23 protein-coding genes are annotated in these 24,418 nt (G+C 61.9%); 21 read left to right on the forward strand and 2 right to left on the reverse strand.

All coding sequences use genetic code 11. The features are described 5' to 3' along the window. The first annotated feature begins 60 nt into the window (after positions 1–60). From ACVRRC_RS08090 to ACVRRC_RS08115, 6 genes are read left to right on the forward strand one after another with little or no spacing between them, the layout of a single operon-like run. Positions 61–2,853, forward strand: coding sequence for a monovalent cation/H+ antiporter subunit A (locus ACVRRC_RS08090; RefSeq protein ID WP_014596292.1), 2,793 nt, complete (start codon positions 61–63; stop codon positions 2,851–2,853). After that, positions 2,853–3,182 carry a Na+/H+ antiporter subunit C gene (locus tag ACVRRC_RS08095; protein ID WP_011912693.1) on the forward strand — a complete coding sequence of 110 codons (330 nt, stop codon included), beginning with the start codon at positions 2,853–2,855 and terminating at the stop codon, positions 3,180–3,182. Before ACVRRC_RS08090 ends, ACVRRC_RS08095 begins: the two co-directional genes overlap by 1 nt. Beyond that, complete coding sequence (locus ACVRRC_RS08100) at positions 3,179–4,678, forward strand: monovalent cation/H+ antiporter subunit D (RefSeq protein ID WP_017244595.1); 1,500 nt, start codon at positions 3,179–3,181, stop codon at positions 4,676–4,678. Before ACVRRC_RS08095 ends, ACVRRC_RS08100 begins: the two co-directional genes overlap by 4 nt. After that, positions 4,675–5,175: a Na+/H+ antiporter subunit E gene (locus tag ACVRRC_RS08105; protein WP_011912695.1), complete on the forward strand. Its 501-nt coding sequence runs from the start codon at positions 4,675–4,677 to the stop codon at positions 5,173–5,175. Before ACVRRC_RS08100 ends, ACVRRC_RS08105 begins: the two co-directional genes overlap by 4 nt. Next, a complete protein-coding gene (locus ACVRRC_RS08110) occupies positions 5,160–5,429 on the forward strand; it encodes a K+/H+ antiporter subunit F (protein ID WP_011912696.1) in 270 nt (89 codons plus the stop codon). Before ACVRRC_RS08105 ends, ACVRRC_RS08110 begins: the two co-directional genes overlap by 16 nt. A 9-nt stretch (positions 5,430–5,438) precedes the next feature. Next, on the forward strand, positions 5,439–5,768 hold the full coding sequence (locus tag ACVRRC_RS08115; protein ID WP_011912697.1) for a Na+/H+ antiporter subunit G: 330 nt from the start codon (positions 5,439–5,441) through the stop codon (positions 5,766–5,768). Positions 5,769–5,810: 42 nt separating this feature from the next. Here the strand turns inward: ACVRRC_RS08115 and ACVRRC_RS08120 are convergent, their stop codons facing one another. Continuing rightward, positions 5,811–8,513 (reverse strand): [protein-PII] uridylyltransferase, encoded by a 2,703-nt coding sequence (locus ACVRRC_RS08120; RefSeq protein WP_011912698.1) that lies wholly within the window; start codon positions 8,511–8,513, stop codon positions 5,811–5,813. 36 nt (positions 8,514–8,549) lie between these two features. Further along, positions 8,550–9,332, reverse strand: a complete 783-nt coding sequence (gene map / locus ACVRRC_RS08125; RefSeq protein WP_011912699.1) for a type I methionyl aminopeptidase — start codon at positions 9,330–9,332, stop codon at positions 8,550–8,552. A 286-nt stretch (positions 9,333–9,618) separates the two neighbouring features. Here map and rpsB point away from each other — a divergent pair, with 286 nt between their 5' ends. The 15 genes from rpsB to rnhB all read left to right on the forward strand — a co-directional run bounded on the left by rpsB (position 9,619) and on the right by rnhB (position 24,267). Continuing rightward, entirely contained in the window at positions 9,619–10,359 is a 741-nt protein-coding gene (gene rpsB / locus ACVRRC_RS08130; RefSeq protein WP_011912700.1) for a 30S ribosomal protein S2, read from the forward strand. A 128-nt stretch (positions 10,360–10,487) separates the two neighbouring features. Continuing rightward, positions 10,488–11,351 carry a translation elongation factor Ts gene (tsf, locus tag ACVRRC_RS08135; RefSeq protein ID WP_011912701.1) on the forward strand — a complete coding sequence of 288 codons (864 nt, stop codon included), beginning with the start codon at positions 10,488–10,490 and terminating at the stop codon, positions 11,349–11,351. Positions 11,352–11,550: 199 nt separating this feature from the next. Further along, a complete protein-coding gene (gene pyrH, locus ACVRRC_RS08140; RefSeq protein ID WP_011912702.1) occupies positions 11,551–12,294 on the forward strand; it encodes a UMP kinase in 744 nt (247 codons plus the stop codon). Beyond that, complete coding sequence (gene frr, locus ACVRRC_RS08145) at positions 12,291–12,848, forward strand: ribosome recycling factor (RefSeq protein WP_013982327.1); 558 nt, start codon at positions 12,291–12,293, stop codon at positions 12,846–12,848. The genes pyrH and frr overlap by 4 nt, the downstream gene beginning before the upstream one ends. 127 nt (positions 12,849–12,975) lie before the next feature. Continuing rightward, the gene (gene uppS, locus ACVRRC_RS08150; RefSeq protein ID WP_017244593.1) at positions 12,976–13,737 is read left to right on the forward strand and encodes a polyprenyl diphosphate synthase; all 762 of its coding nucleotides are present in this window, start codon (positions 12,976–12,978) and stop codon (positions 13,735–13,737) included. Next, on the forward strand, positions 13,731–14,546 hold the full coding sequence (locus ACVRRC_RS08155) for a phosphatidate cytidylyltransferase (RefSeq protein WP_013982329.1): 816 nt from the start codon (positions 13,731–13,733) through the stop codon (positions 14,544–14,546). The genes uppS and ACVRRC_RS08155 overlap by 7 nt, the downstream gene beginning before the upstream one ends. Beyond that, positions 14,543–15,733 (forward strand): 1-deoxy-D-xylulose-5-phosphate reductoisomerase, encoded by a 1,191-nt coding sequence (ispC, locus tag ACVRRC_RS08160; RefSeq protein ID WP_423566105.1) that lies wholly within the window; start codon positions 14,543–14,545, stop codon positions 15,731–15,733. Before ACVRRC_RS08155 ends, ispC begins: the two co-directional genes overlap by 4 nt. Positions 15,734–15,793: 60 nt before the next feature. Beyond that, positions 15,794–17,146 (forward strand): RIP metalloprotease RseP, encoded by a 1,353-nt coding sequence (rseP, locus tag ACVRRC_RS08165; RefSeq protein WP_019407127.1) that lies wholly within the window; start codon positions 15,794–15,796, stop codon positions 17,144–17,146. A 69-nt stretch (positions 17,147–17,215) separates the two neighbouring features. Continuing rightward, positions 17,216–19,567 (forward strand): outer membrane protein assembly factor BamA, encoded by a 2,352-nt coding sequence (gene bamA, locus ACVRRC_RS08170; protein ID WP_017244591.1) that lies wholly within the window; start codon positions 17,216–17,218, stop codon positions 19,565–19,567. A 48-nt stretch (positions 19,568–19,615) separates the two neighbouring features. Then, complete coding sequence (locus ACVRRC_RS08175) at positions 19,616–20,119, forward strand: OmpH/Skp family outer membrane protein (protein ID WP_003295019.1); 504 nt, start codon at positions 19,616–19,618, stop codon at positions 20,117–20,119. Between the two features lies 1 nt (position 20,120). Next, on the forward strand, positions 20,121–21,179 hold the full coding sequence (gene lpxD, locus ACVRRC_RS08180; protein WP_013982333.1) for a UDP-3-O-(3-hydroxymyristoyl)glucosamine N-acyltransferase: 1,059 nt from the start codon (positions 20,121–20,123) through the stop codon (positions 21,177–21,179). A gap of 101 nt (positions 21,180–21,280) precedes the next feature. Then, positions 21,281–21,721: a 3-hydroxyacyl-ACP dehydratase FabZ gene (gene fabZ / locus ACVRRC_RS08185; RefSeq protein WP_013982334.1), complete on the forward strand. Its 441-nt coding sequence runs from the start codon at positions 21,281–21,283 to the stop codon at positions 21,719–21,721. Continuing rightward, a complete protein-coding gene (lpxA, locus tag ACVRRC_RS08190) occupies positions 21,718–22,494 on the forward strand; it encodes an acyl-ACP--UDP-N-acetylglucosamine O-acyltransferase (protein ID WP_011912712.1) in 777 nt (258 codons plus the stop codon). The genes fabZ and lpxA overlap by 4 nt, the downstream gene beginning before the upstream one ends. 1 nt (position 22,495) lies before the next feature. Further along, complete coding sequence (gene lpxB, locus ACVRRC_RS08195) at positions 22,496–23,629, forward strand: lipid-A-disaccharide synthase (protein ID WP_017244589.1); 1,134 nt, start codon at positions 22,496–22,498, stop codon at positions 23,627–23,629. Continuing rightward, positions 23,629–24,267 carry a ribonuclease HII gene (rnhB, locus tag ACVRRC_RS08200; protein ID WP_011912714.1) on the forward strand — a complete coding sequence of 213 codons (639 nt, stop codon included), beginning with the start codon at positions 23,629–23,631 and terminating at the stop codon, positions 24,265–24,267. Before lpxB ends, rnhB begins: the two co-directional genes overlap by 1 nt. Positions 24,268–24,418: the final 151 nt, after the last annotated feature.

Raw genomic sequence — 24,418 nt, forward strand, 5'->3', positions numbered from 1 at the left:
GTTGCCGTGCCTGCAAGGATAAGAATGCCATCCGGACTGATGGCTTAAGGGGTCTCGTTCATGGCGCTTGCGCTGATTATCGCTTTGCCATTTCTGGGCATCTTCCTGCCCCTGCTTCTGGAGCGTTTCGGTCGTTCCGCCTGTGCCTTCGGTGCAGGTCTGGCGCCACTGGCGGCACTGGTTCTGTTGCTGACCAAACGGGCCGATGTCTTTTCCGGCCAAACCGAGATCATCCATTACACCTGGTTGCCGCAGCTGGGCCTGAACCTCAGCCTGCGGCTGGACGGGCTGGGCTTTCTGTTCGCCCTGCTGATTCTCGGCATCGGCTTGCTGGTAATCCTCTACGCGCGCTATTACCTGTCGAAGAAAGATCCCATGGGGCGCTTCTACGGGTTCTTCCTGCTCTTCATGGGCGCGATGCTCGGCGTGGTACTGTCCGAAAACCTGCTGCTGATGCTGATGTTCTGGGAGCTGACGAGCCTGTCGTCATTCCTCCTGATCGGCTACTGGAACCATCGGGCCGATGCTCGTCAGGGCGCGCGCATGGCACTGGCGGTGACTGGTGGCGGAGGGCTGGCGCTGCTCGCCGGCATCCTGCTGATCGGCTACATCGTCGGAAGCTTCGAGCTGTCGACCGTGCTGGCATCGGGCGATCTGATCCGTGCCAATGCGCTGTACCCGCTGACGCTGATCCTGATTCTGCTGGGCGTGTTCACCAAGTCCGCTCAGTTTCCGTTCCATTTCTGGTTGCCTCAGGCCATGGCTGCGCCGACGCCGGTATCGGCGTTCCTGCATTCGGCGACCATGGTCAAGGCCGGGGTCTTCCTCCTTGCCCGTCTGTATCCGGCCCTGGCCGAATCGGAGTGGTGGTTCTACCTGGTCAGCATGACGGGCCTGGCCACGCTGTTGCTAGGTGCCGTCATGGCGCTGTTCCAGCACGATCTCAAAGGACTGCTGGCCTATTCGACCATCAGCCATCTGGGCCTGATCACCCTGTTGTTCGGCCTGGACTCGCGTCTGGCCGCCGTCGCAGCGATCTTCCACATCATCAACCACGCGACCTTCAAGGCATCGCTGTTCATGGCCGCCGGCATCATCGATCACGAGACCGGCACCCGGGACATGCGGCGTATCAATGGCATGTGGAAGTACATGCCGCATACGGCTGCGCTGGCCATGGTCGCGTCCCTGGCCATGGCCGGTGTGCCGCTGCTCAACGGCTTCCTCAGCAAGGAAATGTTCTTCGCCGAGACCCTCGATCAGCACCTGCTGGGCAGCTTCTACTGGACGATTCCCGCTGCGGCCACGCTGGCTGGTGCGTTCTCGGTCGCCTATTCGCTGCGTTTCGTGCATGACGTGTTCTTCAACGGCGAGCCGGTCGACCTGCCGAAGTATCCGCCGCACGAGCCGGCGCGCTACATGAAGATCCCGGTGGAGATCCTCGTGCTGCTCTGCCTGCTGGTCGGCATGCTGCCCGCATTCACCGTTGGTCCGCTGCTCGCCGCCGCGGTGTCCGGGACGCTGAACGGCAACGTGCCCGAGTACAGCCTGTCGATCTGGCACGGCTTCAACCTGCCGCTGGCCATGAGTTTCGCGGCACTGATCGGCGGCATCCTGATCTATTCCCTGCGTAAGTGGGCGTTCCGCTGGTATGAGGGCCTGCCAACGGTCGATTCGCTGGAAGTGTTCGAGCGGGTAATGGGTGGGCTGACCCTGGGCGCACGTCATCTAACCTGCCTGCTGGATAATGGTTCGCTGCAGCGCTATGTCGCGCTCATGCTCATCAGCACCCTGGTGCTGGTGGTGTATGCGCTGACGCCGCTGCAAACGCTGCATGGTCCGGTGGCCCTGACGCCGCTCGACGCGATCACGGTGCTGGGCATGGTGATTCTCGCGCTCACGTCGCTGCTCACCGTGCTGTTCCACCGTCAGCGGTTGGTGGCGTTGATGGTGCTCAGCGTGGTCGGGCTCATGGTCGCCCTGGGCTTTGCCCGCTACTCGGCGCCGGACCTCGCGTTGACGCAGCTGTCAGTGGAAGTGGTGACCATCATCCTGCTGATTCTCGCGCTGTTCTTCATGCCCGATCGTACGCCGGCTGAATCCAGCAGCCTGCGGGCGTTCCGTGATTTCGTCCTGGCCGCCGGCTGCGGCACCATGGTGGCGCTGCTCGCCTATACGGTGCTGACGCGCCCCTACGACAGCATCGCTTCCTACTTCCTCGAGAACAGCGTCTCCGGCGGGGGCGGCACGAACGTGGTCAACGTGATCCTGGTCGACTTCCGCGGCTTCGATACCCTGGGTGAGATTGCCGTGCTGGCCATTGCCGGGGTCGGCATCTACAGCCTGCTCAGCGGCCTGCGCCTGCCACATCCGATCCGGGACGCCGGCGGGCGGTTGTGGTCACTGGACAAGCATCCGATGGTGCTGGACGCACTGGCGCGCGCGTTGCTACCGATGGCGCTGCTGATTTCCGCATTCATCTTCCTGCGCGGACACAACCTGCCGGGCGGCGGTTTCATCGCCGGCCTGATTACCGCCGTCGCGCTGATCCTGCAGTACATCGCCCATGGTGTGAGCTGGGCCCAGGCGCGGCAGCCGCTCAGCTACCACTCGCTGTGCGGCGCCGGCCTGCTCATTGCCGGAGCAACCGGCCTGGGCAGCCTGCTGCTGGGCTACCCGTTCCTGACATCCGCGTTCGATCATTTCCATCTGCCGCTCATTGGCGAATTCGAGTTGGCCACTGCAATGCTGTTCGATCTGGGGGTTTATCTGGTGGTTGTGGGCGCGACGTTGCTGATTCTTTCCAATATCGGCCAAGTCAGGCAGGACGATTCCAACAGGGAGGTGGTGTGATGGAAGCGGTATTCGCGATCACGCTCGGAATCATGACGGCAAGCGGTGTCTACCTGCTCCTGCGCGCCCGGATATTTCCAGTGGTCATGGGGCTGACGCTGATTTCCTACGCCGTCAACCTGTTCATCTTTTCCATGGGGCGCCTGGCTACCGGGGTTCCGGCCGTCATCGGCAAAAGTGCCGAGTACGGTGATCCGCTGCCTCAGGCATTGGTCCTCACGGCCATCGTCATCGGCTTCGCCATGACAGCCTTCGTCGTGGTGCTGTCGCTGCGCAGCATCGGCGAAGTACGTACCGACCATGTCGATGGGCAGGAGCCCCGCAAATGAATCATGCGCTGATCCTCCCGCTGCTGGTGCCGCTGTTCGTTGGCGCGCTGTTGCTGCTGTGCCACCGCATGGGCAAGCCGGCCAAGCGAATTCTCTCCTTGGCGGCGACATGGGCGCTGGTACCCATCGCGATCTGGCTGCTGCTGCTGGCCGACGACGGACAGCTGCGCGTCTATGCGCTGGGCAACTGGCAGCCGCCGTTCGGCATCATCCTCATGCTCGACCGTCTGAGCGCGCTGATGCTGCTGGTTACCGCTGTGCTGGCGGGCTTTGCCGTGCTGTACGCCTGCCGGGGCGACGACGAGCGTGGGCCGAATTTCCATGCGCTCTATCAGTTCCAGTTGCTCGGCATCAACGGTGCCTTCCTCACCGGCGACCTGTTCAACCTGTTCGTTTTCTTCGAGATCCTGCTGATCTCGTCCTATGCCTTGCTGTTGCACGGGCACGGCCAGCGCCGGGTTCGTTCGGGCATGCACTATGTGGTGCTGAATCTGCTCGGCTCGTCGCTGTTCCTGATCGGCGTAAGCATGCTCTATGGCCTGCTGGGCACCCTGAACATGGCCGATCTGGCGGGTCGCGTCAGTGCTGCCGATCCGGCGGACGCGCCCTTGCTCGCTGCGGCCGGCTATCTGCTGCTGGTGGTGTTCGCCCTCAAGGGGGCGATCCTGCCGCTGTATTTCTGGCTGCCGCGGGCCTATGCATCGGCTACGGCCCCGGTCGCTGCCTTGTTCGCAATCATGACCAAGGTCGGCCTGTACGCCATCGTCCGGGTGTTCACGCTGGTGTTCGGCAGCGAGGCGGGAACACTGAGCAACATGGTCGAGGACTGGCTCTGGCCGTTGGCGCTGCTGACGCTCGGCGCGGCCGTGATCGGTGCGCTGGCGGCGCGCAACCTGCAGGTACTGCTCGCCTATCTGGTGGTGGTCTCGGTCGGTACCCTGCTGGCCGGCGTGGCGCTGGGCACCGACGTGGGGCTTGCCGCGGCACTGTACTACCTGGTGCATAGCACCCTGATTGCCGGCGGGCTGTTCTTGTTGGCCGATCTGATCGCTCGCCAGCGCGGAGACCTGGGCACCGATCTGATTTCCGCTCCGGCACTGCGGCAGCCGCTGCTGCTCGGCTCACTGTTCTTCATGGGCGCGATCTCGGTGGCCGGCTTGCCGCCGTTCTCGGGCTTCCTCGGCAAGGTGATGCTGTTGCGTGCCATCGACGTAGGCCCCGATGCGGTGGCGCTCTGGGCGGTTGTACTGGTCGGCGGGCTGGGCATGCTGATCGCCCTGAGCCGCGCCGGCAGTCTCGTGTTCTGGCGCCCGGCGTCAGAGGCGGTAGGGCAGGCTGCCGACCCGGTTCGCGTCATCGCCACGCTCGGTCTTCTGCTGGGTAGCGTGGTGCTGGTCGCCATCGCCGCGCCGCTGCAGGCGTTCGTGCAGGCCACGGCTGCGCAACTGCTCGATGTTGCACCCTATCTGCAAATCATCCAGGGAGGTGCGCAATGAAGGCTCGCTGGCTACCCAGCCCCGCGCTGACGATTTTCCTCGCACTGCTCTGGCTGCTGCTGCATAACACGCTGAGCTTCGGCCATGTCCTGCTCGGTCTGTTCCTGGGCTGGGGGATTCCGCTCCTGGTGCGGGGCTTCCTCATCGAGGTACCGCCGATACGCAAACCGCTGAAGCTGTGCCTGTTCACCCTCAAGGTGCTCTACGACATCGTCGTGGCGAATGTACAGGTCGCCAAGCTGGTGTTGGGGCCGAAAGACAAGCTGCGCCCGGCGTTTGTCGAGGTGCCCATGGCGATCGGCAACGAATTCGCGCTGGCGACACTCACCAGCATCATTTCGCTGACGCCCGGAACGGTATCGGCCTGCCTCAGCCCGGATCGCCGCGTGCTCATGGTCCATGCGCTGGACGTGCCGGATGTCGATGCGTTGATCAGTGACGTCAAACGCAATTATGAAGCGCCACTGCTGGAGATATTCGAATGCTCGCCTACGTGATTCCGCTCTGCATGGCCGTGCTTGGAATAGCCGCCGTGCTGAACGTCGTTCGCCTGATCCAGGGGCCGGACATGCCTGATCGGGTGCTCGCGCTCGACACGCTGTATATCAACGCGCTGGCGCTTATCGTGCTGTTCGGCATCTGGCTGGCATCGGACCTGTTCTTCGAGGCGGCGCTGCTGATCGCGGTGATGGGCTTCGTCAGTACCGTGGCAGTCGGCAAGCATATGCTGCACGGCGACATCATCGACTGAGGAGGCGATATGCCATTCTGGATTGAAGTGCTGGTCAGCGTGTTCCTCATCATCGGCAGCCTGTTCGCGCTGATCGGAGCCATCGGGCTGTACCGTCTGCCGGATTTCTACACGCGTCTGCATGGGCCGACCAAGGCGACCACGCTTGGTGTGGGCGGCATCGTCATCGCCTCGATGCTGTTCTTCAGCAGCCGCAATGGCGGGCTGAGCCTGCATGAACTGCTGATCACGCTGTTTCTCTTCCTCACGGCTCCCGTCAGCGCGCACATGCTGGCCAAGGCTGCCATGCAGCAGAAACTGCCCGCAGTGGAGCAGACCCGCGGCAAACCCTGGGATTGATGCCCGCAGCTGACCGCGCGTCATGGCGCGGTCAGCCGCCGTTCAGATGACGATGCTGCTCGGCGAAGGCTGCTGCTCGTTTTCCTGCTGCAGCTCCTTGATGATCGCCTGTTGCAGGCGCAGGCAGAGTTGCGGGTCCGAAAGCGGTTGGTTGTCGGCGTCGGTCACGAAGAACACGTCTTCCACCCGTTCGCCAAGCGTGGCGATCTTAGCGTTCTGCACCGACAGGTCGAAATCCAGGAACAGCTGCCCGACCCGCGCCAGCAGGCCGGGACGGTCGGGCGCGATGATCTCGAGAATGGTCTGCGGGCGCTGCGTGTCGTTGTGAATGGTGACCTGCGGTGGGAAGGCGAAGTGCTTGAGCTGGCGCGGTACACGGCGCTGGATGATGGTCAGGTAGTCGTCCGGATTGCGCAGCGCGGCGATCAGTCCGCTGCGGATTTCCTCAATGCGCTCCGGGTTGTTGCCGATGGGGCTGCCGTCGGCTTCCAGCACGATGTAGGTGTCCAGGGTGAACTGGCTGCTCGAGGTGAGGATGCGGGCGTCATGGATGTTCAGGTTGAGCTGATCCATCGCCGCCACGGTTACCGCAAAGAAATCGTGCTGGTCCGGCGCATAGATGAAGATCTGTGTGCCGCCTTCGAACTCGCGCTGCGTGGTTTCCTTGATCAGGACCAGCGGGCCGCCATTGGCCGGGTGCTCGATGATCGCATCGGTGTGCCAGGCGACATCGGTGGCGGTGTGGCGCAGGAAATAGTCGTCACCCAGCTGCGCCCAGAGCTGCTCGGCATCATCCGGATCGGTGCCATGGCGCACCAGATCGTCGAGGGCGGCGCGCTGTGTCTGGCGAATCTGCTCCTCACGGCCCAGAGGATTCTCGAGCCCGCGCTTGAGCGCGCGTTTGGTCTCCGTATAGAGCTGGCGCAGCAGGCTGGCGCGCCAGGAGTTCCATAGCGTGGGGTTGGTGGCGTTGATATCCGCCACGGTCAGCACGTACAGGTAATCCAGATGAGTCTCGTCGCCGACGCGCTGGGCGAAGTCGTTGATGACCTGTGGATCGGATAGATCCTTGCGCTGGGCGGTGGTGGACATGACCAAGTGGTTCTCCACCAGCCAGACCACCAGCCGGGTATCCCACGCCGGCAGCTTGTGGCGACGGCAGAACTGCTCGGCGTCGACCGCCCCCAGCTCCGAATGGTCGCCGCCGCGACCCTTGGCGATGTCGTGGTAGAGGCCGGCGATGTAGATCAGCTCGGGCTTGGGCAGCTTCTCGACGAGTTTGCTGGCCAGCGGATACTTCTCGGCCACGCCTGGCTTGGTCAGCTTGCGCAGGTACTTGATGACGTTGAGCGTGTGCGCATCGACGGTATAGATGTGGAACAGGTCGTGTTGCATCTGCCCGACGATGTGGCCGAATTCGGGCAGGTAGCGTCCGAGGATGCCGTAGCGGTTCATGCGGCGAAGGTTGCGGTGAATGCCTTCCTTGCACTTGAACAGCTCGATGAACAGGCTGGTGTTGCGCAGGTCCTGGCGAAACGTGTCGTCGATCAGGTAGCGATGGTCGCGTAGCAGGCGGATGGTGTCGGAGCGTACGCCCTGGATATCCGGATGCTGGGCGAGCAGCACGAAGGTTTCCAGGATCGCGAACGGCGTGCGCTTGAAGATCGCCGGGTTGCTGACTTCCAGATAGCCGTCGCGTACCTGGAAGCGGCTGTTGAGCGGAACGATCGGGCCTGATTCGCCTTCCCAGAGGATCACTTCGGCAAAGTGCTGGCCGACCAGATCGCTGAGCTCGGCGATGCTCATCACCACCCGGTAGTACTTCTGCATGAAGCGCTCGATGGCCAGCTTGGCATCGCTGTCTTCGTAACCGAGGAGGGCGGCAAGGCTGCGCTGGTGGTCGAACAGCAGGCGGTCCTCGGCCCGTCCGGCGAGCATGTGCAGGCCATAGCGCACCTTCCAGAGAAACTCCTGGGCGGCGGTCAGCAGGCTATGTTCGCCTTCGGTAATGAACCCCTGGTCGACCATGGCCTGCAGGTTGAGGGTGCCGAACTCGCGACGCGCGATCCAGAGGATGGTCTGGATGTCGCGCAGACCGCCGGGGGAACCCTTGACGTTGGGCTCCAGGTTGTACTCGGTGTTGTTGTACTTGGCATGGCGAGCGCGCTGCTCGTTGCGCTTGGCAAGGAAGAACTCCTTGCTCGGCCACATCTGCTGGGTACTGGTGACCTGCAGCATGGCCTGGCGCAGGCGCTCCGGACCGGCGATCGTGCGGCTTTCCATCAGGTTGGTGATGACGGTGAGGTCGGCACGCGCCTCATCGGCACACTCGGCTACCGAACGTACAGCCTGGCCGACCTCTAGGCCGATGTCCCAGAGGAGGGTGAGGAAGCCCTCGATCGGCTCGCGGAAGATTTCCTGGTCGTTCTCGTCCAGCAGGATCAGCAGGTCGATATCGGAATAGGGGTGCAGTTCGCCGCGCCCATAGCCGCCCACGGCGACCAGGGCGATGTCGGCGCCCTTGTCCCAATCGAAGCGGCTCCAGGCCGAGCGCAGGATCTGATCGACGAACCAGGCGCGATCCTCGATCAGGCGGCGAATGTCCCGCCCGGCCCTGAAGCGTTCGTCCAGCACCTGGCGTGCCTGGCGAATGGCCTTCTTGTACGCAGCGATGGGGCTGGCCTTGAGTGCGAGCTCCGCCTGGAACTGGCTGCGGTCAAACAGCTCCGGATCAACCTGGGGCATGCGAACGTCCTCCCATCAATGCGGCGGCGGGGTGTCTCAGGCTGAAGTGCGGGCGATGGTGTCGTCGCTGCGCAGCGTGAAGATCTCGTAACCATCGGCGGTGACCAGGATGGTGTGCTCCCATTGCGCCGAGAGCTTGCGGTCCTTGGTGATCGCGGTCCAGCCGTCGCCAAGCAGGCGTGTTTCCGGGCGGCCCTGGTTGATCATCGGTTCGATGGTAAAAGTCATGCCTTCCTTGAGCTCCATGCCGGTGCCGGCACGGCCGTAGTGCAGTACCTGCGGCTCCTCATGGAACACCTTGCCGATCCCGTGGCCGCAGTACTCGCGCACCACAGAGAAGCCGTTCTTCTCCGCATGCTTCTGGATGACTTCTCCGATGTCCCCGAGACGGGCGCCCGGACGGACCAGTTCGATGCCTTTATATAGGCATTCCTGCGTCACCTGGCAGAGGCGCTCGGCCCACTCGGGCACCTTGCCGACAATGAACATCTTGCTGGTGTCGCCGTGGTAGCCGTCCTTGATCACGGTGATGTCGATATTGAGAATGTCGCCGTCTTTGAGCGGCTTGTCGTTGGGAATACCGTGGCAGACCACATGGTTGATCGAGGTGCAGATCGACTTGGGGAAGCCCTTGTAGTTCAGCGGTGCCGGAGTCGCCTGTTGAACGTTGACGATGTAGTCGTGGCACAGGCGGTCGAGCTCCTCGGTGGTCACGCCCGGCTTGACGTGTTCGCCGATCATTTCCAGAACCTCGGCGGCGAGACGCCCGGCTACGCGCATCTTCTCGATATCTTCGGGCGTCTTGATGGTGACTGTCATGCAAACCTCTTAGTGCGCCGGCAGGCGAAGGCAATAAACGGAAAGCCGCGATGATAAACCAAAGCAACCATGCCCTGCAGGAGAGGGGGCGATCGGCAGCCAAACACGCGGCGGATGGTCAAAGCAGTAGCCTGTCGATGGCCTTTATGCTATAAAACGCGCCGCTCGACGGGGACACCCCGTCGCGCTTAACCCCACACACGTGTCGACACGGTATCCTGGGTGCTCGCAAGAGTTGGATATCGGGGCGCGTGGAGGCCTAACCCGACTTATTCGAGGACTTATCATGTCTCAAGTCACCATGCGCGATATGCTGAAGGCCGGTGTGCACTTCGGCCACCAGACCCGTTACTGGAACCCGAAAATGGACAAGTACATTTTCGGCGCGCGCAACAAGATCCACATCATCAACCTGGAAAAGACCCTGCCGATGTTCAACGACGCCCTGCGTTTCGTTGAGAAGCTGGCTGCAGGCAAGAACAAGATTCTGTTCGTCGGTACCAAGCGTTCCGCTGGCAAGATCGTTCGCGAAGAAGCTGCTCGTTGCGGCTCGCCGTATGTCGATCATCGCTGGTTGGGCGGCATGCTGACCAACTACAAGACCATCCGCGCTTCTATCAAGCGTCTGCGTGAGCTGGAAGCCCAGTCTCAGGATGGTACTTTCGAGAAGCTGACCAAGAAAGAAGCCCTGATGCGTACCCGTGACCTCGAGAAGCTCGAGCGCAGCCTGGGCGGCATCAAGGACATGGGCGGCCTGCCGGACGCCATGTTCGTCATCGACGTCGATCACGAGCGCATCGCCATTTCCGAAGCCAACAAGCTGGGCATTCCGGTAATCGGCGTGGTCGATACCAACAGCAGCCCGGAAGGCGTCGACTACATCATCCCTGGTAATGATGACGCCATCCGTGCCGTGCAACTCTACCTCGGCTCCATGGCTGATGCCGTTCTGCGCGGTCGTCAGAACGGTGCCGGTGGTGCTGACGAGTTCGTCGAAGAAGTAGCTTCCGAGGCGGCTCAGGGCTGAGTGCGACGCACTGCAGCGTGATACCCGATAAACGAAAAGGGGGCTAGGCCCCCTTTTTGTCTCTTGCGAATTGATCACCTGTGTCTTTGGGTGAGTGGTTTAGAAACCAAATCGAGAGGATTCCCAACATGGCAGAAATCACTGCAGCCTTGGTCAAAGAACTGCGCGAGCGTACCGGCCAGGGCATGATGGAGTGCAAGAAGGCTCTGGTTGCCGCTGGTGGCGACATCGAGAAAGCCATCGACGACATGCGCGCTTCCGGTGCCATCAAGGCCGCCAAGAAGTCGGGCAACATCGCCGCCGAAGGTTCGATCGCCGTTCGCGTCGAAGGTGGCCGTGGTTTGATCATCGAAGTCAACTCGCAGACCGACTTCCTGGCTCTGCAGGACGACTTCAAGGCATTCGTCAAGGAGAGCCTGGACGAGGCCTTCGAGCAGAAACTGACCGAAGTGGCTCCGCTGATCGCTTCCCGCGAATCCGCCCGTGAGGCCCTGGTTGCCAAGTGCGGCGAGAACGTCAACATCCGTCGCCTGAGCGCGGTTGAAGGCGAAGTCGTGGGTGCCTACCTGCACGGCCATCGCATCGGTGTACTGGTCACCCTGAAAGGCGGCGACGCCGAGCTGGCCAAGGACATCGCCATGCACGTGGCTGCCAGCAACCCGGCCGTCCTGAGCCCGGCGGATGTGTCCGAAGAGCTGATCGCCAAGGAAAAGGAAATCTTCCTGCAGCTCAATGCCGACAAGATCGCCGGCAAGCCGGAAAACATCGTCGAGAACATGATCAAGGGTCGTATCAACAAGTTCCTGGCCGAAGCCAGCCTGGTTGAGCAGCCTTTCGTCAAGGATCCGGAAGTCAAGGTCGGTGATCTGGCCAAGAAGGCTGGCGCTGAAATCGTTTCCTTCGTTCGCTACGAAGTGGGCGAGGGCATCGAAAAGGCCGAAGTCGACTTCGCTGCCGAAGTGGCTGCTCAGGTCGCTGCGACCAAGAAATAAGACCGCTTCGGTGGTTCTGGCAAAGAGGCTGCCCGCTCACGCGCGCGGCCTCTTTGTCGAATTGGGCAGCGGATTTGTTTTTTTGTCACGGTATAGTCATCGCTTGGCACCAACCCCGAGTTGCGCTGTCAAAGCGCAGATATTTTTTGTCTGAGTCATTCAGACTTGGTCATAGCACGCCGCAGGAGATAACACGCCAATGGCTCAGCAGATGAGTGCACGCAATCCTCGCTATAAACGCATTCTGCTCAAATTAAGCGGCGAGGCCCTGATGGGGTCCGAGGACTTCGGCATCGATCCCAAGGTGCTCGACCGCATGGCCCTGGAAGTCGGCCAGCTGGTTGGCATCGGCGTCGAAGTCGGTCTGGTTATCGGTGGCGGCAACCTGTTTCGCGGCGCGGCGCTCTCGGCGGCCGGCATGGATCGTGTGACCGGCGACCATATGGGTATGCTGGCCACGGTTATGAATGCATTGGCCATGCGTGACGCCCTGGAGCGCTCGAATATTCCCGCGCTGGTGATGTCCGCCATTTCCATGGTCGGTGTCACCGACCACTACGATCGTCGCAAGGCCATGCGTCATCTCAAGAGTGGCGAAGTGGTGATCTTCTCTGCTGGAACCGGCAATCCATTCTTCACCACTGATTCGGCGGCCTGCCTGCGCGCGATCGAAATCCAGGCGGATGTCGTGCTCAAGGCCACCAAGGTCGACGGCGTCTATACGGCTGATCCCTTCAAGGATCCGAACGCCGAGAAGTTTGCCGAGCTCACGTACGATGAAGTGCTCGATCGCAAGCTCGGGGTGATGGATCTGACTGCCATCTGCCTGTGCCGCGATCACAGCATGCCGCTGCGAGTCTTCAATATGAACAAGCCCGGCGCCCTGCTCAACATCGTATTGGGCGGTGCCGAAGGAACCCTGATCGAGGAATCGAACGAATGATCAACGAGATCAAGCAAGACGCGCAGGAGCGCATGAAGAAAACCCTGGAAGCGCTGGACCATGCGTTCGCCAAGATTCGTACCGGTCGCGCCCACCCCAGCATCCTCGACAGCGTGATGGTCTCCTACTACGGCGCCGACACGCCGCTGCGCCAGGTTGCCAACGTGGTGGCAGAGGACTCCCGTACCCTGGCCCTGACCGTGTTCGACAAGAGCATGATCCAGGCGGTGGAGAAGGCCATCATGACCTCCGATCTGGGGCTCAATCCTGCTACTGCTGGCACCACCATCCGCGTACCAATGCCGGCGCTGACCGAGGAGACCCGCAAGGGCTATACCAAGCAGGCGCGCGCCGAAGCCGAGAACGCCCGCGTTGCGGTGCGCAACATCCGGCGTGACGCGATCGCTCAGCTCAAGGACCTGGTCAAGGAAAAGGAAATCAGCGAAGACGAGGAGCGTCGCGGTCAGGACGATGTCCAGAAGCTGACGGACAAGTACGTTGCCGAAATCGACAAGGCTCTCGAAGGAAAAGAAGCCGATCTGATGGCCGTATAAGGCCGGCATCGAGCTTTCGCGGCCACACGGAAGAACTTTCCGATGTGGTCGCGAGGATGCCATCGAGCTGTTGCTTGCAGCTTTTTCTTTTGGTTCGCAGCGTGTTTTAGCGCAAGTAGAGTTGTTCATGGAAAAGGTCAGGCGGATCCCTGGGCGGAACGTACCCCGCCACGTGGCGATCATCATGGATGGCAATAATCGTTGGGCGAAGCGACGTTTGCTGCCTGGCGTGGCTGGGCACAAGGCCGGAGTCGATGCGGTTCGCGCCGTGATCGAGGTCTGTGCCGATTCCGGTGTGGAGGTGCTGACCCTCTTCGCCTTTTCCAGCGAGAACTGGCAGCGTCCGGCCGATGAGGTCGGTGCGCTGATGGAGCTGTTCCTTTCCGCGCTGCGGCGTGAGGCGCGCAAGCTCGACGAGAACGGCATCCGCTTGCGCATCATCGGCGATCGCTCGCGTTTCCATCCCGAGCTGCAGGCGGCGATGTCGGAAGTCGAAGAAATGACCGCGGCCAACCATCGCTTCGTGCTCCAGGTTGCCGCCAATTATGGTGGTCAATGGGACATCCTTCAGGCTGCTCAGCATCTGGCCACTGAAGCTCAGGCCGGGCGGCTCAATCCAGCCGAGATCACGCCGGCATTGTTCCAAAGCTACCTTGCTACGGGTGACATGCCGCTGCCGGATCTGTGTATCCGTACCGGTGGCGAGCGACGCATCAGCAATTTCCTGCTCTGGCAGCTCGCTTATGCCGAGCTGTACTTCTCCGACCTGTACTGGCCGGATTTCAAGCACGTGGCCATGCGCAAGGCGCTTGCCGATTTCGCGACGCGGCAGCGGCGATTTGGCAAGACGGGTGAGCAGGTCGAAAGCGAGGTCAAGGCCGAATGCTGAAGCAGCGAATCATCACCGCAGCCATTCTGCTGCCCATTGCGATCATTGGTTTCTTCCTACTCGAGGGGCTTGCCTTCGCGGTCTTCATTGGTCTGGTTGTAGCGCTGGGGGCCTGGGAGTGGGCGCGGATGGCGGGTTTTACCAGCCAGCCGGTTCGCGTCGGTTATGCCGCACTGGTGGTGATTCTGCTAGGCCTGCTCTACCAGCTGCCTGGATTGGCGCCGTGGCTGCTGGCGGTGGCCGTACTCTGGTGGATGGCGGCCACCTATCTGGTATTGACCTACCCGCAAAGCAGCCGCCTGTGGGGTGGGGCGGGCGGTAGTCTGCTGATCGGCCTGGCGATCCTGCTTCCGTCGTGGCAGGCGCTGATCCTGCTCAAGCAGTGGGAGCTGGGCAACTGGCTGATCCTGGCTGTGATGATCCTGGTATGGGCCGCCGACATCGGTGCCTATTTTTCCGGCAAGACCTTCGGCAAGCGAAAGCTCGCTCCGCAGGTCAGCCCTGGCAAGAGCTGGGAGGGGCTGATCGGCGGTCTGCTGACCAGTCTTGTGATCACCTTGGCTGTGGGTGTCTATCGTGGCTGGTCGGCGCGCGAGTTGATCCTCGCACTTCTCGGCGCCGCGCTGGTAGTGGCGATCTCGGTGATCGGTGACCTCACCGAAAGCATGTTCAAGCGCAGTTCAGGCATCAAGGACAGCAGCCAGCTGCTGCCCGGACATGGCGGTGTGATGGATCGCATCGATAGTCTCACCGCGGCCATTCCGGTCTTCGTTGTGTTGCTATGGCTTGCCGGTTGGGGCGCGTTGTGAGTCGACCTTTGCAGATCACCATACTGGGCGCGACCGGCTCGATCGGCCTGAGCACGCTCGATGTCGTCGCCCGCCATCCGGATCGCTACGATGTTTTCGCCCTGACCGGCTTCAGTCGGCTTGCCGAGCTGCGTGCGCTCTGCCTCAAGCACCGACCACGCTATGCGGTCGTTGGTGATCAGGCGCAGGCGCGGATACTGCAGGATCAGCTGCATGCCGATGGCGTCAGCACTCGCGTGCTGGATGGCGAAGGTGGGTTGAGCGAAGTGGCAGCGCACCCGGAGGTGGACGTGGTAATGGCCGCCATCGTCGGGGCGGCAGGGTTGAAGCCTACGCTCGCGGCGGTGCAGGCCGGCAAGCGGGTGCTGCTGGCCAACAAGGAGGCGCTGGTCATGTCCGGTGCCTTGTTCATGCAGGCGTTGCGTGACAGCGGTGCCGTTCTGCTGCCGATCGATAGCGAGCACAACGCGATTTTTCAGTGCCTGCCGACGGACTATTCGCAAGGCCTTGGGACCGTCGGTGTGCGCAGGATCCTGCTCACCGCTTCGGGCGGGCCGTTCCGAGAAATGGCGCCCGACCTTCTGAGCGATGTGACTCCCGAGCAGGCGTGCGCTCATCCCAACTGGTCCATGGGGCGAAAGATCTCGGTGGATTCAGCGAGCATGATGAACAAGGGGCTCGAATTGATCGAGGCCTGCTGGCTGTTCGATGCACGCCCGCATCAGGTCGAGGTAGTCATCCATCCGCAGAGCGTCATTCATTCCATGGTGGACTACGTGGATGGCTCCGTACTGGCGCAGCTGGGCAATCCGGACATGCGCACGCCGATCGCGCATGCGCTGGCCTGGCCGGAACGGATTGAATCGGGCGTATCGGCGCTTGATCTGCTGCGGGTCGGGCGTCTGGACTTCCAGGCTCCCGATGATCGGCGTTTCCCTTGTCTGCGACTCGCCCGGACGGCGGCGGAGGTCGGTGGGACCGCGCCGGCAATGCTCAATGCGGCGAACGAGGTGGCCGTCGACGCGTTTCTCAATCGTCGCATCCGTTTCACCGAGATCGCGAGTATCATCGACGACGTGTTGAATCATGAGGCGTCGGTTCCCACCGTTTGCCTCGAAGATGTGTTGGCGGCCGACAGGCGCGCCCGGGATTTCGCCGGGCAGTGGCTGTACCGCAACGGGCGATAGGGGTCTGCCGGCCGAGCGGCTTGCAGTCGAACGTCACCAGACCCACCCCGGAGGAAAGTTATGGGCGCGCTCTACATGATCATCGGCACCCTCGTTGCGCTCGGGGTGCTGGTTACCTTCCATGAATTCGGTCACTTCTGGGTCGCACGGCGTTGCGGCGTCAAGGTGCTGCGCTTCTCGGTCGGCTTCGGCAGTCCGCTGGTGCGCTGGCATGATCGGCACGGCACCGAGTTCGTGATCGCCGCGATCCCGCTCGGCGGGTACGTCAAGATGCTCGACGAGCGCGAGGGTGACGTGCCACCAGCCCTGCTCGACAGTGCGTTCAATCGCAAGACGGTGCGGCAGCGCTTCGCCATTGTCTCTGCCGGTCCGCTGGCCAATTTCCTTCTCGCTCTGGTGTTCTTCTGGCTCCTGGCAATGCTCGGCAGTCAGCAGGTGCGTCCAGTGGTTGGGGCTGTGGAGTCCGGCAGCCTCGCCGCGCAGGCCGGGATGGCGGTCGATCAGGAGATCGTCGCGGTCAACGGCAAGCCTGTCAGTGGCTGGGGAGAGGTCAACCTGCAGTTGGTACGGCGCCTGGGCGAAAGCGGTCAGCTCGACGTGACGGTGCGTGAGGTCGGCAGCTCTGCCGAAAGGCATCTGCAGATTCCGCTGCAGAACTGGCTTAAAGGTGTGGAGGAGCCGGACCCGATTACGGCGCTCGGCATTCGGCCATGGCGCCCACAGATCGCGCCGGTGATCGCCCAGCTCGATCCCGAAGGCCCTGCCCAGGCCGCCGGAATTCAACTCGGCGATCGGTTGATCAGCTTGAATCGGCAACCGCTTGACGATTGGCAGCAGGTAATCGACGCGGTCAAGGTTCTGCCTGACGCGACAGCGGTTCTCGAGGTTGAGCGTGACGGGCAACGTGTTGATGTGCCGTTGACACTTGCCGCTCGCGGAGAGGGTGATGCGCGGCGCGGTTATCTCGGTGCGGGCGTCGAAGGCGGTGAATGGCCGGCCGAGATGTTGCGCGAGGTTCGTTTCGGCCCGCTGGATGCGGTGGTGGAAGGGGCGAAACGCACCTGGACCATGAGCCTGTTGACGCTCGATTCCCTGAAGAAAATGCTCTTCGGGGAGCTCTCGGTAAAAAACTTGAGCGGTCCGATAACGATTGCTAAAGTGGCGGGCGCTTCGGCCCAGTCCGGCCTTGGGGATTTCCTCAATTTCCTCGCCTATCTGAGCATAAGTCTGGGGGTTCTCAATTTATTGCCTATCCCGGTGCTCGATGGCGGCCATCTGCTCTTCTATCTCGTCGAGTGGGTCCGCGGGCGTCCGCTTTCGGAACGGGTGCAGGGATGGGGGGTACAGATCGGCATCAGCCTCGTGGTAGGGGTGATGCTGCTTGCATTGGTCAATGATCTTGGCCGTCTGTAACGCCGAATCCGTAGTGTCGCCGCGCCTAATTGCCGGTTCATTTATCAGGTTTGAATAAGAAAGGACTTCATGAAACGTCTGCTGCTACCTGCGGTTATTTCCGCATTGATGATTGCCGAAGTTCACGCTGAGTCCTTCACTATCTCCGATATCCGAGTCAACGGCTTGCAGCGGGTTTCCGCCGGCAGCGTTTTTGGTGCGCTTCCGTTGAATGTGGGCGAGGCGGCCGATGATGCGCGACTTGTCGATGCTACTCGCGCGCTCTTTCGAACCGGCTTTTTCCAGGACATCCAGCTTGGTCGTGAAGGCGATGTGCTGGTTATCAGCGTAGTCGAGCGTCCGTCGATTTCCGCCATCGAAATCGAGGGCAACAAAGCGATCAAGACCGAAGATCTCCTGTCAGGCTTGCAGCAGTCGGGGCTCGCCGAAGGCGAGATCTTCCAGCGTGCGACGCTCGAAGGCGTGCGCAACGAGCTGCAGCGTCAATATGTCGCCCAGGGTCGTTACTCGGCCACCATCGAAACCGAAGTGGTGGCCCAGCCGCGCAATCGCGTCGCGCTGAAGATCAAGATCAACGAAGGCTCGGTCGCTGCCATCAAGCACATCAACGTCGTGGGCAACTCGGTGTTCCCGGACGAGGATCTGGTCGACCTGTTCGAGCTCAAGACCACCAACTGGCTTTCCTTTTTCCGCAATGACGACAAGTACGCCCGCGAGAAGCTGTCCGGCGACCTGGAACGCCTGCGTTCCTATTACCTGGATCGTGGCTACATCAACATGGATATCACCTCGACCCAGGTATCCATCACGCCGGACAAGAAGCACGTCTATGTGACGGTCAATATCGACGAAGGCGAGCGTTACACCGTTCGCGACGTCAAGCTCAGCGGTGATCTCAAGGTTCCGCAGGAAGAGATCGAGGCGCTGCTCCTGGCGAAGGAAGGCCAGGTGTTCTCCCGCAAGGTGATGACCTCGACGTCCGAGCTGATCACCCGTCGCCTTGGCAACGAGGGCTATACCTTCGCCAACGTCAATGGTGTCCCGGAAGCGCACGACGAGGACAACACCGTCTCGATCACCTTCGTCGTCGATCCGGGCAAGCGTGCCTATGTCAATCGCATCAACTTCCGTGGCAACACCAAGACCGAAGATGAGGTGCTGCGCCGCGAGATGCGCCAGATGGAGGGCGGCTGGGCATCGACCTACCTGATCGACCAGTCCAAGACTCGCCTCGAGCGCCTGGGCTTCTTCAAGGAAGTCAACGTCGAAACGCCTCAGGTGCCTGGTACCGACGACCAGATCGACGTCAACTACAGCGTCGAGGAGCAACCGTCCGGCTCGATCATGGCCAGTATCGGCTTCGCGCAGAACGCCGGCCTGATCCTTGGCGGTTCCATCAGTCAGAACAACTTCCTTGGTACCGGTAACCGAGTCTCGCTGGGCTTGACCCGCAGCGAGTACCAGTCGCGCTACAACTTTGGCTTCGTCGACCCCTACTGGACCGAAGATGGCGTCAGCCTGGGCTACAACGCCTTCTATCGCACCACCGACTACGACGAGCTGGACTATGACGTCTCCAGCTACTCGGTGGATAGCCTGGGTGCCGGTATCAACATCGGCTACCCGATCAGCGAGACCTCGCGTCTGTCCTTCGGGTTGACCGTGCAGCAGGACGATCTGGATACCGGTCGCTATACCGTCGATGAGATTTTCGACTTCATGGAAGAAGAGGGCGATAGCTTCCTCAACTTCAAGGCGTCGGTCGGCTGGTCGGAGTCGACGCTGAACCGCGGCGTGCTGGCCACTCGCGGTCACTCCCAGAGCCTGGTCTTCGAGACCACCGTGCCGGGTAGCGACCTGTCGTTCTACAAGCTGGACTACAACGGCCAGCTGTTCGTGCCGATGACGAAGGATTACACCCTGCGCATGCATACGCGCCTGGGCTACGGTGATGCCTACGGTTCTACCTCCAGCCTGCCGTTCTACGAGCACTATTACGCGGGTGGCTTCAATTCCGTCCGTGGTTTCGAGGACAGCAGTCTTGGCCCGCGGAGTACGCCGAGCGATGGCTCGCGCCCCGGTACCATCGCCGATCCGGACCAAGATCCGTTGCCGTTCGGTGGTAACGTGCTGATCCAGGGTGGCCTGGAGGTGCTGTTCCCGATGCCGTTCGTCAAGGATCAGCGTTCACTGCGAACCTCGGTGTTCTGGGATGTTGGTAACGTGTTCAATACCAATTGCCCGTCCGGTGCCGCCAATTGCAGCGATATCGATTTCGGTGACATGGCCAGTTCGGTCGGTGTCGGCTTGACCTGGATTACCGCGATGGGACCATTGAGCTTCAGCCTGGCGATGCCGGTGGTGAAGCCGGACGATGCCGATACCCAGGTATTCCAGTTCTCGCTGGGACAAACGTTCTAGCATTGGGGCGCCATGCTTCAGTGCTTTCTTTCAGGAGTGGTGTGTACCGTGCGTAAGTTGACTCAACTGTTTCTCGTCGTTGCCGCGCTGGTGGCGACTCCCGCATTCGCCGAAATGAAGATCGCCGTCATGAACTATCAGATGGCATTGCTGGAGTCTGACGCGGCCAAGCGCTACGCGGTCGATGCCGAGAAGAAATTCGGTCCCCAGCTGAGCAAGCTCAAGACGCTGGAAAGCGATGCCAAGCGCATCCAGGACCGCCTGGTCAAGGACGGTGACAAGATGCAGCAGGCCGAGCGTGAGCGCTTGGAGCTGGAGTTTAAGCAGAAGGCCCGTGACTTCCAGTTTCAGTCCAAGGAGCTGAACGAGGCGAAGGCCGTCGCTGACCGTGACATGCTCAAGCAGCTCAAGCCCAAGCTGGATCAGGCAGTCGAAGAAGTCATCAAGAAGGGTAACTACGACCTGGTGTTCGAGCGTGGCGCCGTGGTGGATGTCAAGCCGCAGTTCGACATCACCCGCCAGGTCATCGAGCGCATGAACCAACTGCGCTGACATGGCCGGCGCAGTGTTTACGCTCGGTCAGCTGGCCGAGGAGCTGGGTGGCAGCCTGCGCGGCGATGCCGCCCGAGTCATCGACGGGCTTGCCACTTTGCAGGAGGCTGGCCCGTCTCAGCTGAGCTTTCTGGCCAATACCCAGTATCGCAAGTACCTGGCTTCTACTCGGGCGGGCGCGGTATTGCTTTCGTCCGATGATGTGCAGGGCTACCCGGGCGCGGCGATCATCGTCAGCGATCCGTATCTTGCCTACGCGCGGGCATCCCACCTGTTCGAAACTCGCCCGGCATTTTCTAGCGGTGTGCATCCGACCGCGGTCGTCGCGCCCGATGCCGAGGTTCATCCGTCGGCGAGCATCGGTGCCTACGTGGTGATCGAGGCGGGGGCATGTATCGAGGCGGATGTGGAGATCGGCGCGCAGTCGTTCATCGGTGCGCGCAGTCGGGTCGGTGAAGGCGGCCGTTTGGCGCCGCGTGTGACGCTGTATCACGATGTGCAGATCGGCAAGCGAGTGGTCATCCAGTCAGGTGCGGTGATCGGCGGCGAGGGATTCGGTTTTGCCAAGGAAAAAGGTGCCTGGCAGAAGATCGCCCAGATCGGCGGCGTGCGCATTGGCGACGACGTCGAGATCGGCTCCAACACGACCATCGACCGTGGTGCGCTCTCCGACACGCTGATTGGCAATGGCGTCAAGCTCGACAACCAGATCATGATCGCGCACAACGTGCAGATCGGTGACAACACCGCGATGGCTGGCTGCGTGGGAATTTCCGGCAGCACCAAGATCGGGCGCAACTGCATGATTGCAGGTGGCGTCGGCATGGTCGGCCACATCGAGGTCTGCGACAACGTTTTCGTGACTGGAATGACGATGGTCACGCGTTCCATTACCGAGCCTGGAAGTTATTCTTCCGGTACGGCCATGCAGAATGCGGCCGATTGGAGAAAAAGCGCTGCGCGCATTCGGCAGCTGGACGACATGGCGCGTCGGTTGCAGCAGCTGGAGAAAAGCTTGGCCGCCGTGACTCAGGGTCAGAATCCGTCTTCTGATGCCTGAACTTACCGTCTGATCCGGTTTTTTCGGGGTAACTGCCTGTGAGTGCTGGCGCGAGCTTCGGCGCAGGCGGCCCTATACTTTTTTACAGGCTCTTTCCTGACATGATGGATATCAACGAGATTCGCGAATATTTGCCTCACCGCTACCCGTTCCTGCTGGTGGATCGGGTGACGGAACTGGATGTCGAGGCCAAGCGCGTTCGCGCCTACAAGAACGTGACCATCAATGAGCCGTTCTTCAATGGGCATTTCCCGCAGCACCCGATCATGCCGGGCGTGCTCATCATCGAAGCCATGGCGCAGGCCGCTGGCCTCCTGGGCTTCAAGATGATGGGTGTCAAGCCATCCGATGGCACGCTTTACTATTTCGTCGGTTCTGACAAGCTGCGGTTCCGCCAGCCGGTACGTCCCGGCGACCAGCTGGTTCTCGAGGCGGATTTCCTGAGCAACAAGCGCGGTATCTGGAAGTTCGATTGTCGCGCTACCGTCGATGGCAAGCCGGTCTGCTCGGCTGAAATCATCTGCGCGGAACAGGAAATATGAGTTTGATCGACCCTCGCGCCATCATCGATCCTGCCGCTCGGCTGGCGGATGACGTCCAGGTGGGGCCCTGGTCGATCATCGGTCCGGATGTCGAAATCGGCGAGGGTACGGTGATCGCGTCGCACGTGGTCATCAAAGGGCCGACCCGTATCGGTCGGCACAATCGCATCTACCAGTTCTCCTCGGTTGGCGAAGATACGCCTGACCTGAAGTACAAGGGCGAGCCGACTCGACTGGTGATCGGCGATCACAATGTGATTCGCGAGGGTGTCACCATCCATCGCGGCACCGTGCAGGATCGCTCCGAAACCACCATCGGTGATCACAATCTGATCATGGCCTACGCGCATATCGGCCACGACAGCGTCATCGCCAACCACTGCATCCTGGTCAACAACACCGCGCTGGCGGGGCACGTGCACGTGGGGGACTGGGCGATTCTGTCCGGCTACACCCTGGTCCACCAGTTCTGTCACATCGGGGCGCACAGCTTCTCCGGCATGGGGACGGCGATTGGCAAGGATGTGCCGGCATTCGTCACCGTATTCGGCAACCCGGCAGAAGCGCGCAGCATGAACTTCGAGGGCATGCGTCGTCGCGGCTTCAGCGCCGAAGCCGTGCACGCTCTGCGCAATGCCTACAAGATCGTCTATCGCAAAGGGTTGACGGTGGAGGCAGCGCTCAGCGAGCTGGCCGAGAGTGCGGCGGCCTTCCCGGAGGTGGCGATCTTCCGCGACTCCATCCAGGCTTCGACTCGTGGCATCACCCGCTGAGATGAGCAGGCCGCTCAGGGTTGCCCTGGTCGCCGGGGAATCCTCTGGTGACATTCTCGGCGCGGGCCTGATGCAGGCGCTGAAGGCGCAACACGCCGATGTCGAGTTCATTGGCGTCGGTGGCCCACGCATGCAGGCCGAAGGGCTGCAATCCTATTTCCCGCTGGAGCGACTGGCCGTGATGGGCCTGGTCGAAGTGCTCGGCCGTCTGCCGGAGCTGCTGGCGCGCCGCAAGCGCCTGGTGGATACGCTGATCCAGCAGCGGCCCGATGTGTTCATCGGCATTGATGCCCCTGACTTCAACCTGGGGCTCGAGCTCAAGCTGCGTCGAGCCGGGATCAGGACAGTGCATTACGTCAGCCCGTCGGTCTGGGCCTGGCGCCAGAAGCGGGTGCTGAAGATCCGGGAAGCCTGCGATCTGATGCTGACGCTGTTCCCCTTCGAAGCCAGGTTCTACGACGACCATCAGGTCCCGGTGCGCTTCGTCGGTCATCCTCTGGCCGATACCATTCCGCTATGTGCCGACCGAGCAGCCGCGCGGTTGGCGCTCGGCTTGCCGGAGCAGGGCACGATCGTCGCGCTGATGCCGGGCAGTCGGGGCGGCGAGGTGGCTCGCCTGGGCGAGCTGTTCCTCAGTGCCGCCGAGCGGTTGCGCGCCATGCGGCCCGGCATTCGTTTCGTCATGCCCTGCGCCAGCCCGGAGCGCCGGCTGCAGCTGGAGCAGATGCTGGCGACCCGCGACTTGCCGCTGACGCTGCTCGACGGCCGGTCCCACGAGGCGCTGGCCGCCTGCAACGCAGTGCTGATCGCTTCCGGCACCGCCACGCTCGAAGCGCTGCTGTTCAAGCGCCCGATGGTGGTGGCCTACAGCGTGGCACCGATGACCTATCGCATCCTGCGCCGGTTGGTTAAAAGCCCCTACGTTGCGTTGCCCAATCTGCTGGCGCAGCGCCTGCTGGTGCCGGAGCTGCTGCAGGACGCGGCGACACCGGAGGCGCTGGCCCAGGCGCTATCGCCGCTGCTGGACGATGGCGAAGTGCAGACGGAAGGCTTCGACAGCATCCATCGCACGCTGCGCTGCGATGCGTCGAGCCAGGCTGCAGACGCGGTTTTGCGGCTGGTAGGAGCGCGCTGATGCAGTTCGGGCTCGATTTCAATCTCGTGGAAGAGCTGGTCGCGGGTGTCGACGAAGTGGGTCGTGGGCCGCTGTGTGGGCCGGTCGTGACGGCGGCCGTGATTCTCGATCCGGCAAGGCCGATCGAAGGCTTGAACGACTCGAAGAAGCTGACCGAGGCTCGCCGAGAGGCCCTGTTCGACGAAATCCGGGAGAAGGCGGTCGCCTGGTGCATCGCCCGTGCCGAGGTGGAGGAGATCGACCAGCTCAATATCCTGCATGCCACCATGCTGGCCATGCAGCGCGCCGTCGAAGGGCTGAGTGTCACGCCGCGGCTGGCGCTGATCGACGGCAATCGTTGTCCCCAACTGGCTGTGCCCAGCGCGCCGGTGATCCAGGGTGATGCACAGGTTCCGGCAATCGCGGCGGCGTCCATTCTGGCCAAGGTCAGTCGTGACCGCGAAATGCAGGCGCTGGATCTGTGCTATCCGGGCTATGGTCTGGCCGGCCACAAGGGCTACCCGACGCCGAGCCACCTCGAGGCGCTTCGTCGCCTCGGGCCCACGCCCATTCATCGGCGCTCGTTTGCGCCCGTCCGCGCGATGCTCGAGCAGGTGAGCATCGAGGTAGAGGTTCCGGCCAGCGTCCTGCTGGTCTAGGGCTTGCCGGCTGCCACGGACAGAGGTTCCGCTCTGCCTTCATGCGCTTCTGCGATCACGGTTTGCAATGGCTCTGGCGGTCGGTAGGTTCGCCAGCGGACGATTGCTTTCCGGTACAATCCCGCGCTTGTCGTTCTGCCAGCTCAAGGTC

This window comes from Stutzerimonas sp. LR2 (genome assembly GCF_055755175.1).

Excerpts from the sequence above, each read along its gene's own strand:
- ACVRRC_RS08090 (WP_014596292.1), top strand. The coding sequence starts at position 61 with ATGGCGCTTGCGCTGATTATCGCTTTGCCATTTCTGGGCATCTTCCTG.
- ACVRRC_RS08095 (WP_011912693.1), top strand. The coding sequence starts at position 2,853 with ATGGAAGCGGTATTCGCGATCACGCTCGGAATCATGACGGCAAGCGGT.
- ACVRRC_RS08100 (WP_017244595.1), top strand. The coding sequence starts at position 3,179 with ATGAATCATGCGCTGATCCTCCCGCTGCTGGTGCCGCTGTTCGTTGGC.
- ACVRRC_RS08105 (WP_011912695.1), top strand. The coding sequence starts at position 4,675 with ATGAAGGCTCGCTGGCTACCCAGCCCCGCGCTGACGATTTTCCTCGCA.
- ACVRRC_RS08110 (WP_011912696.1), top strand. The coding sequence starts at position 5,160 with ATGCTCGCCTACGTGATTCCGCTCTGCATGGCCGTGCTTGGAATAGCC.
- ACVRRC_RS08115 (WP_011912697.1), top strand. The coding sequence starts at position 5,439 with ATGCCATTCTGGATTGAAGTGCTGGTCAGCGTGTTCCTCATCATCGGC.
- ACVRRC_RS08120 (WP_011912698.1), bottom strand. The coding sequence starts at position 8,513 with ATGCCCCAGGTTGATCCGGAGCTGTTTGACCGCAGCCAGTTCCAGGCG.
- map (WP_011912699.1), bottom strand. The coding sequence starts at position 9,332 with ATGACAGTCACCATCAAGACGCCCGAAGATATCGAGAAGATGCGCGTA.
- rpsB (WP_011912700.1), top strand. The coding sequence starts at position 9,619 with ATGTCTCAAGTCACCATGCGCGATATGCTGAAGGCCGGTGTGCACTTC.
- tsf (WP_011912701.1), top strand. The coding sequence starts at position 10,488 with ATGGCAGAAATCACTGCAGCCTTGGTCAAAGAACTGCGCGAGCGTACC.
- pyrH (WP_011912702.1), top strand. The coding sequence starts at position 11,551 with ATGGCTCAGCAGATGAGTGCACGCAATCCTCGCTATAAACGCATTCTG.
- frr (WP_013982327.1), top strand. The coding sequence starts at position 12,291 with ATGATCAACGAGATCAAGCAAGACGCGCAGGAGCGCATGAAGAAAACC.
- uppS (WP_017244593.1), top strand. The coding sequence starts at position 12,976 with ATGGAAAAGGTCAGGCGGATCCCTGGGCGGAACGTACCCCGCCACGTG.
- ACVRRC_RS08155 (WP_013982329.1), top strand. The coding sequence starts at position 13,731 with ATGCTGAAGCAGCGAATCATCACCGCAGCCATTCTGCTGCCCATTGCG.
- rseP (WP_019407127.1), top strand. The coding sequence starts at position 15,794 with ATGGGCGCGCTCTACATGATCATCGGCACCCTCGTTGCGCTCGGGGTG.
- bamA (WP_017244591.1), top strand. The coding sequence starts at position 17,216 with ATGAAACGTCTGCTGCTACCTGCGGTTATTTCCGCATTGATGATTGCC.
- lpxD (WP_013982333.1), top strand. The coding sequence starts at position 20,121 with ATGGCCGGCGCAGTGTTTACGCTCGGTCAGCTGGCCGAGGAGCTGGGT.
- fabZ (WP_013982334.1), top strand. The coding sequence starts at position 21,281 with ATGATGGATATCAACGAGATTCGCGAATATTTGCCTCACCGCTACCCG.
- lpxA (WP_011912712.1), top strand. The coding sequence starts at position 21,718 with ATGAGTTTGATCGACCCTCGCGCCATCATCGATCCTGCCGCTCGGCTG.
- lpxB (WP_017244589.1), top strand. The coding sequence starts at position 22,496 with ATGAGCAGGCCGCTCAGGGTTGCCCTGGTCGCCGGGGAATCCTCTGGT.
- rnhB (WP_011912714.1), top strand. The coding sequence starts at position 23,629 with ATGCAGTTCGGGCTCGATTTCAATCTCGTGGAAGAGCTGGTCGCGGGT.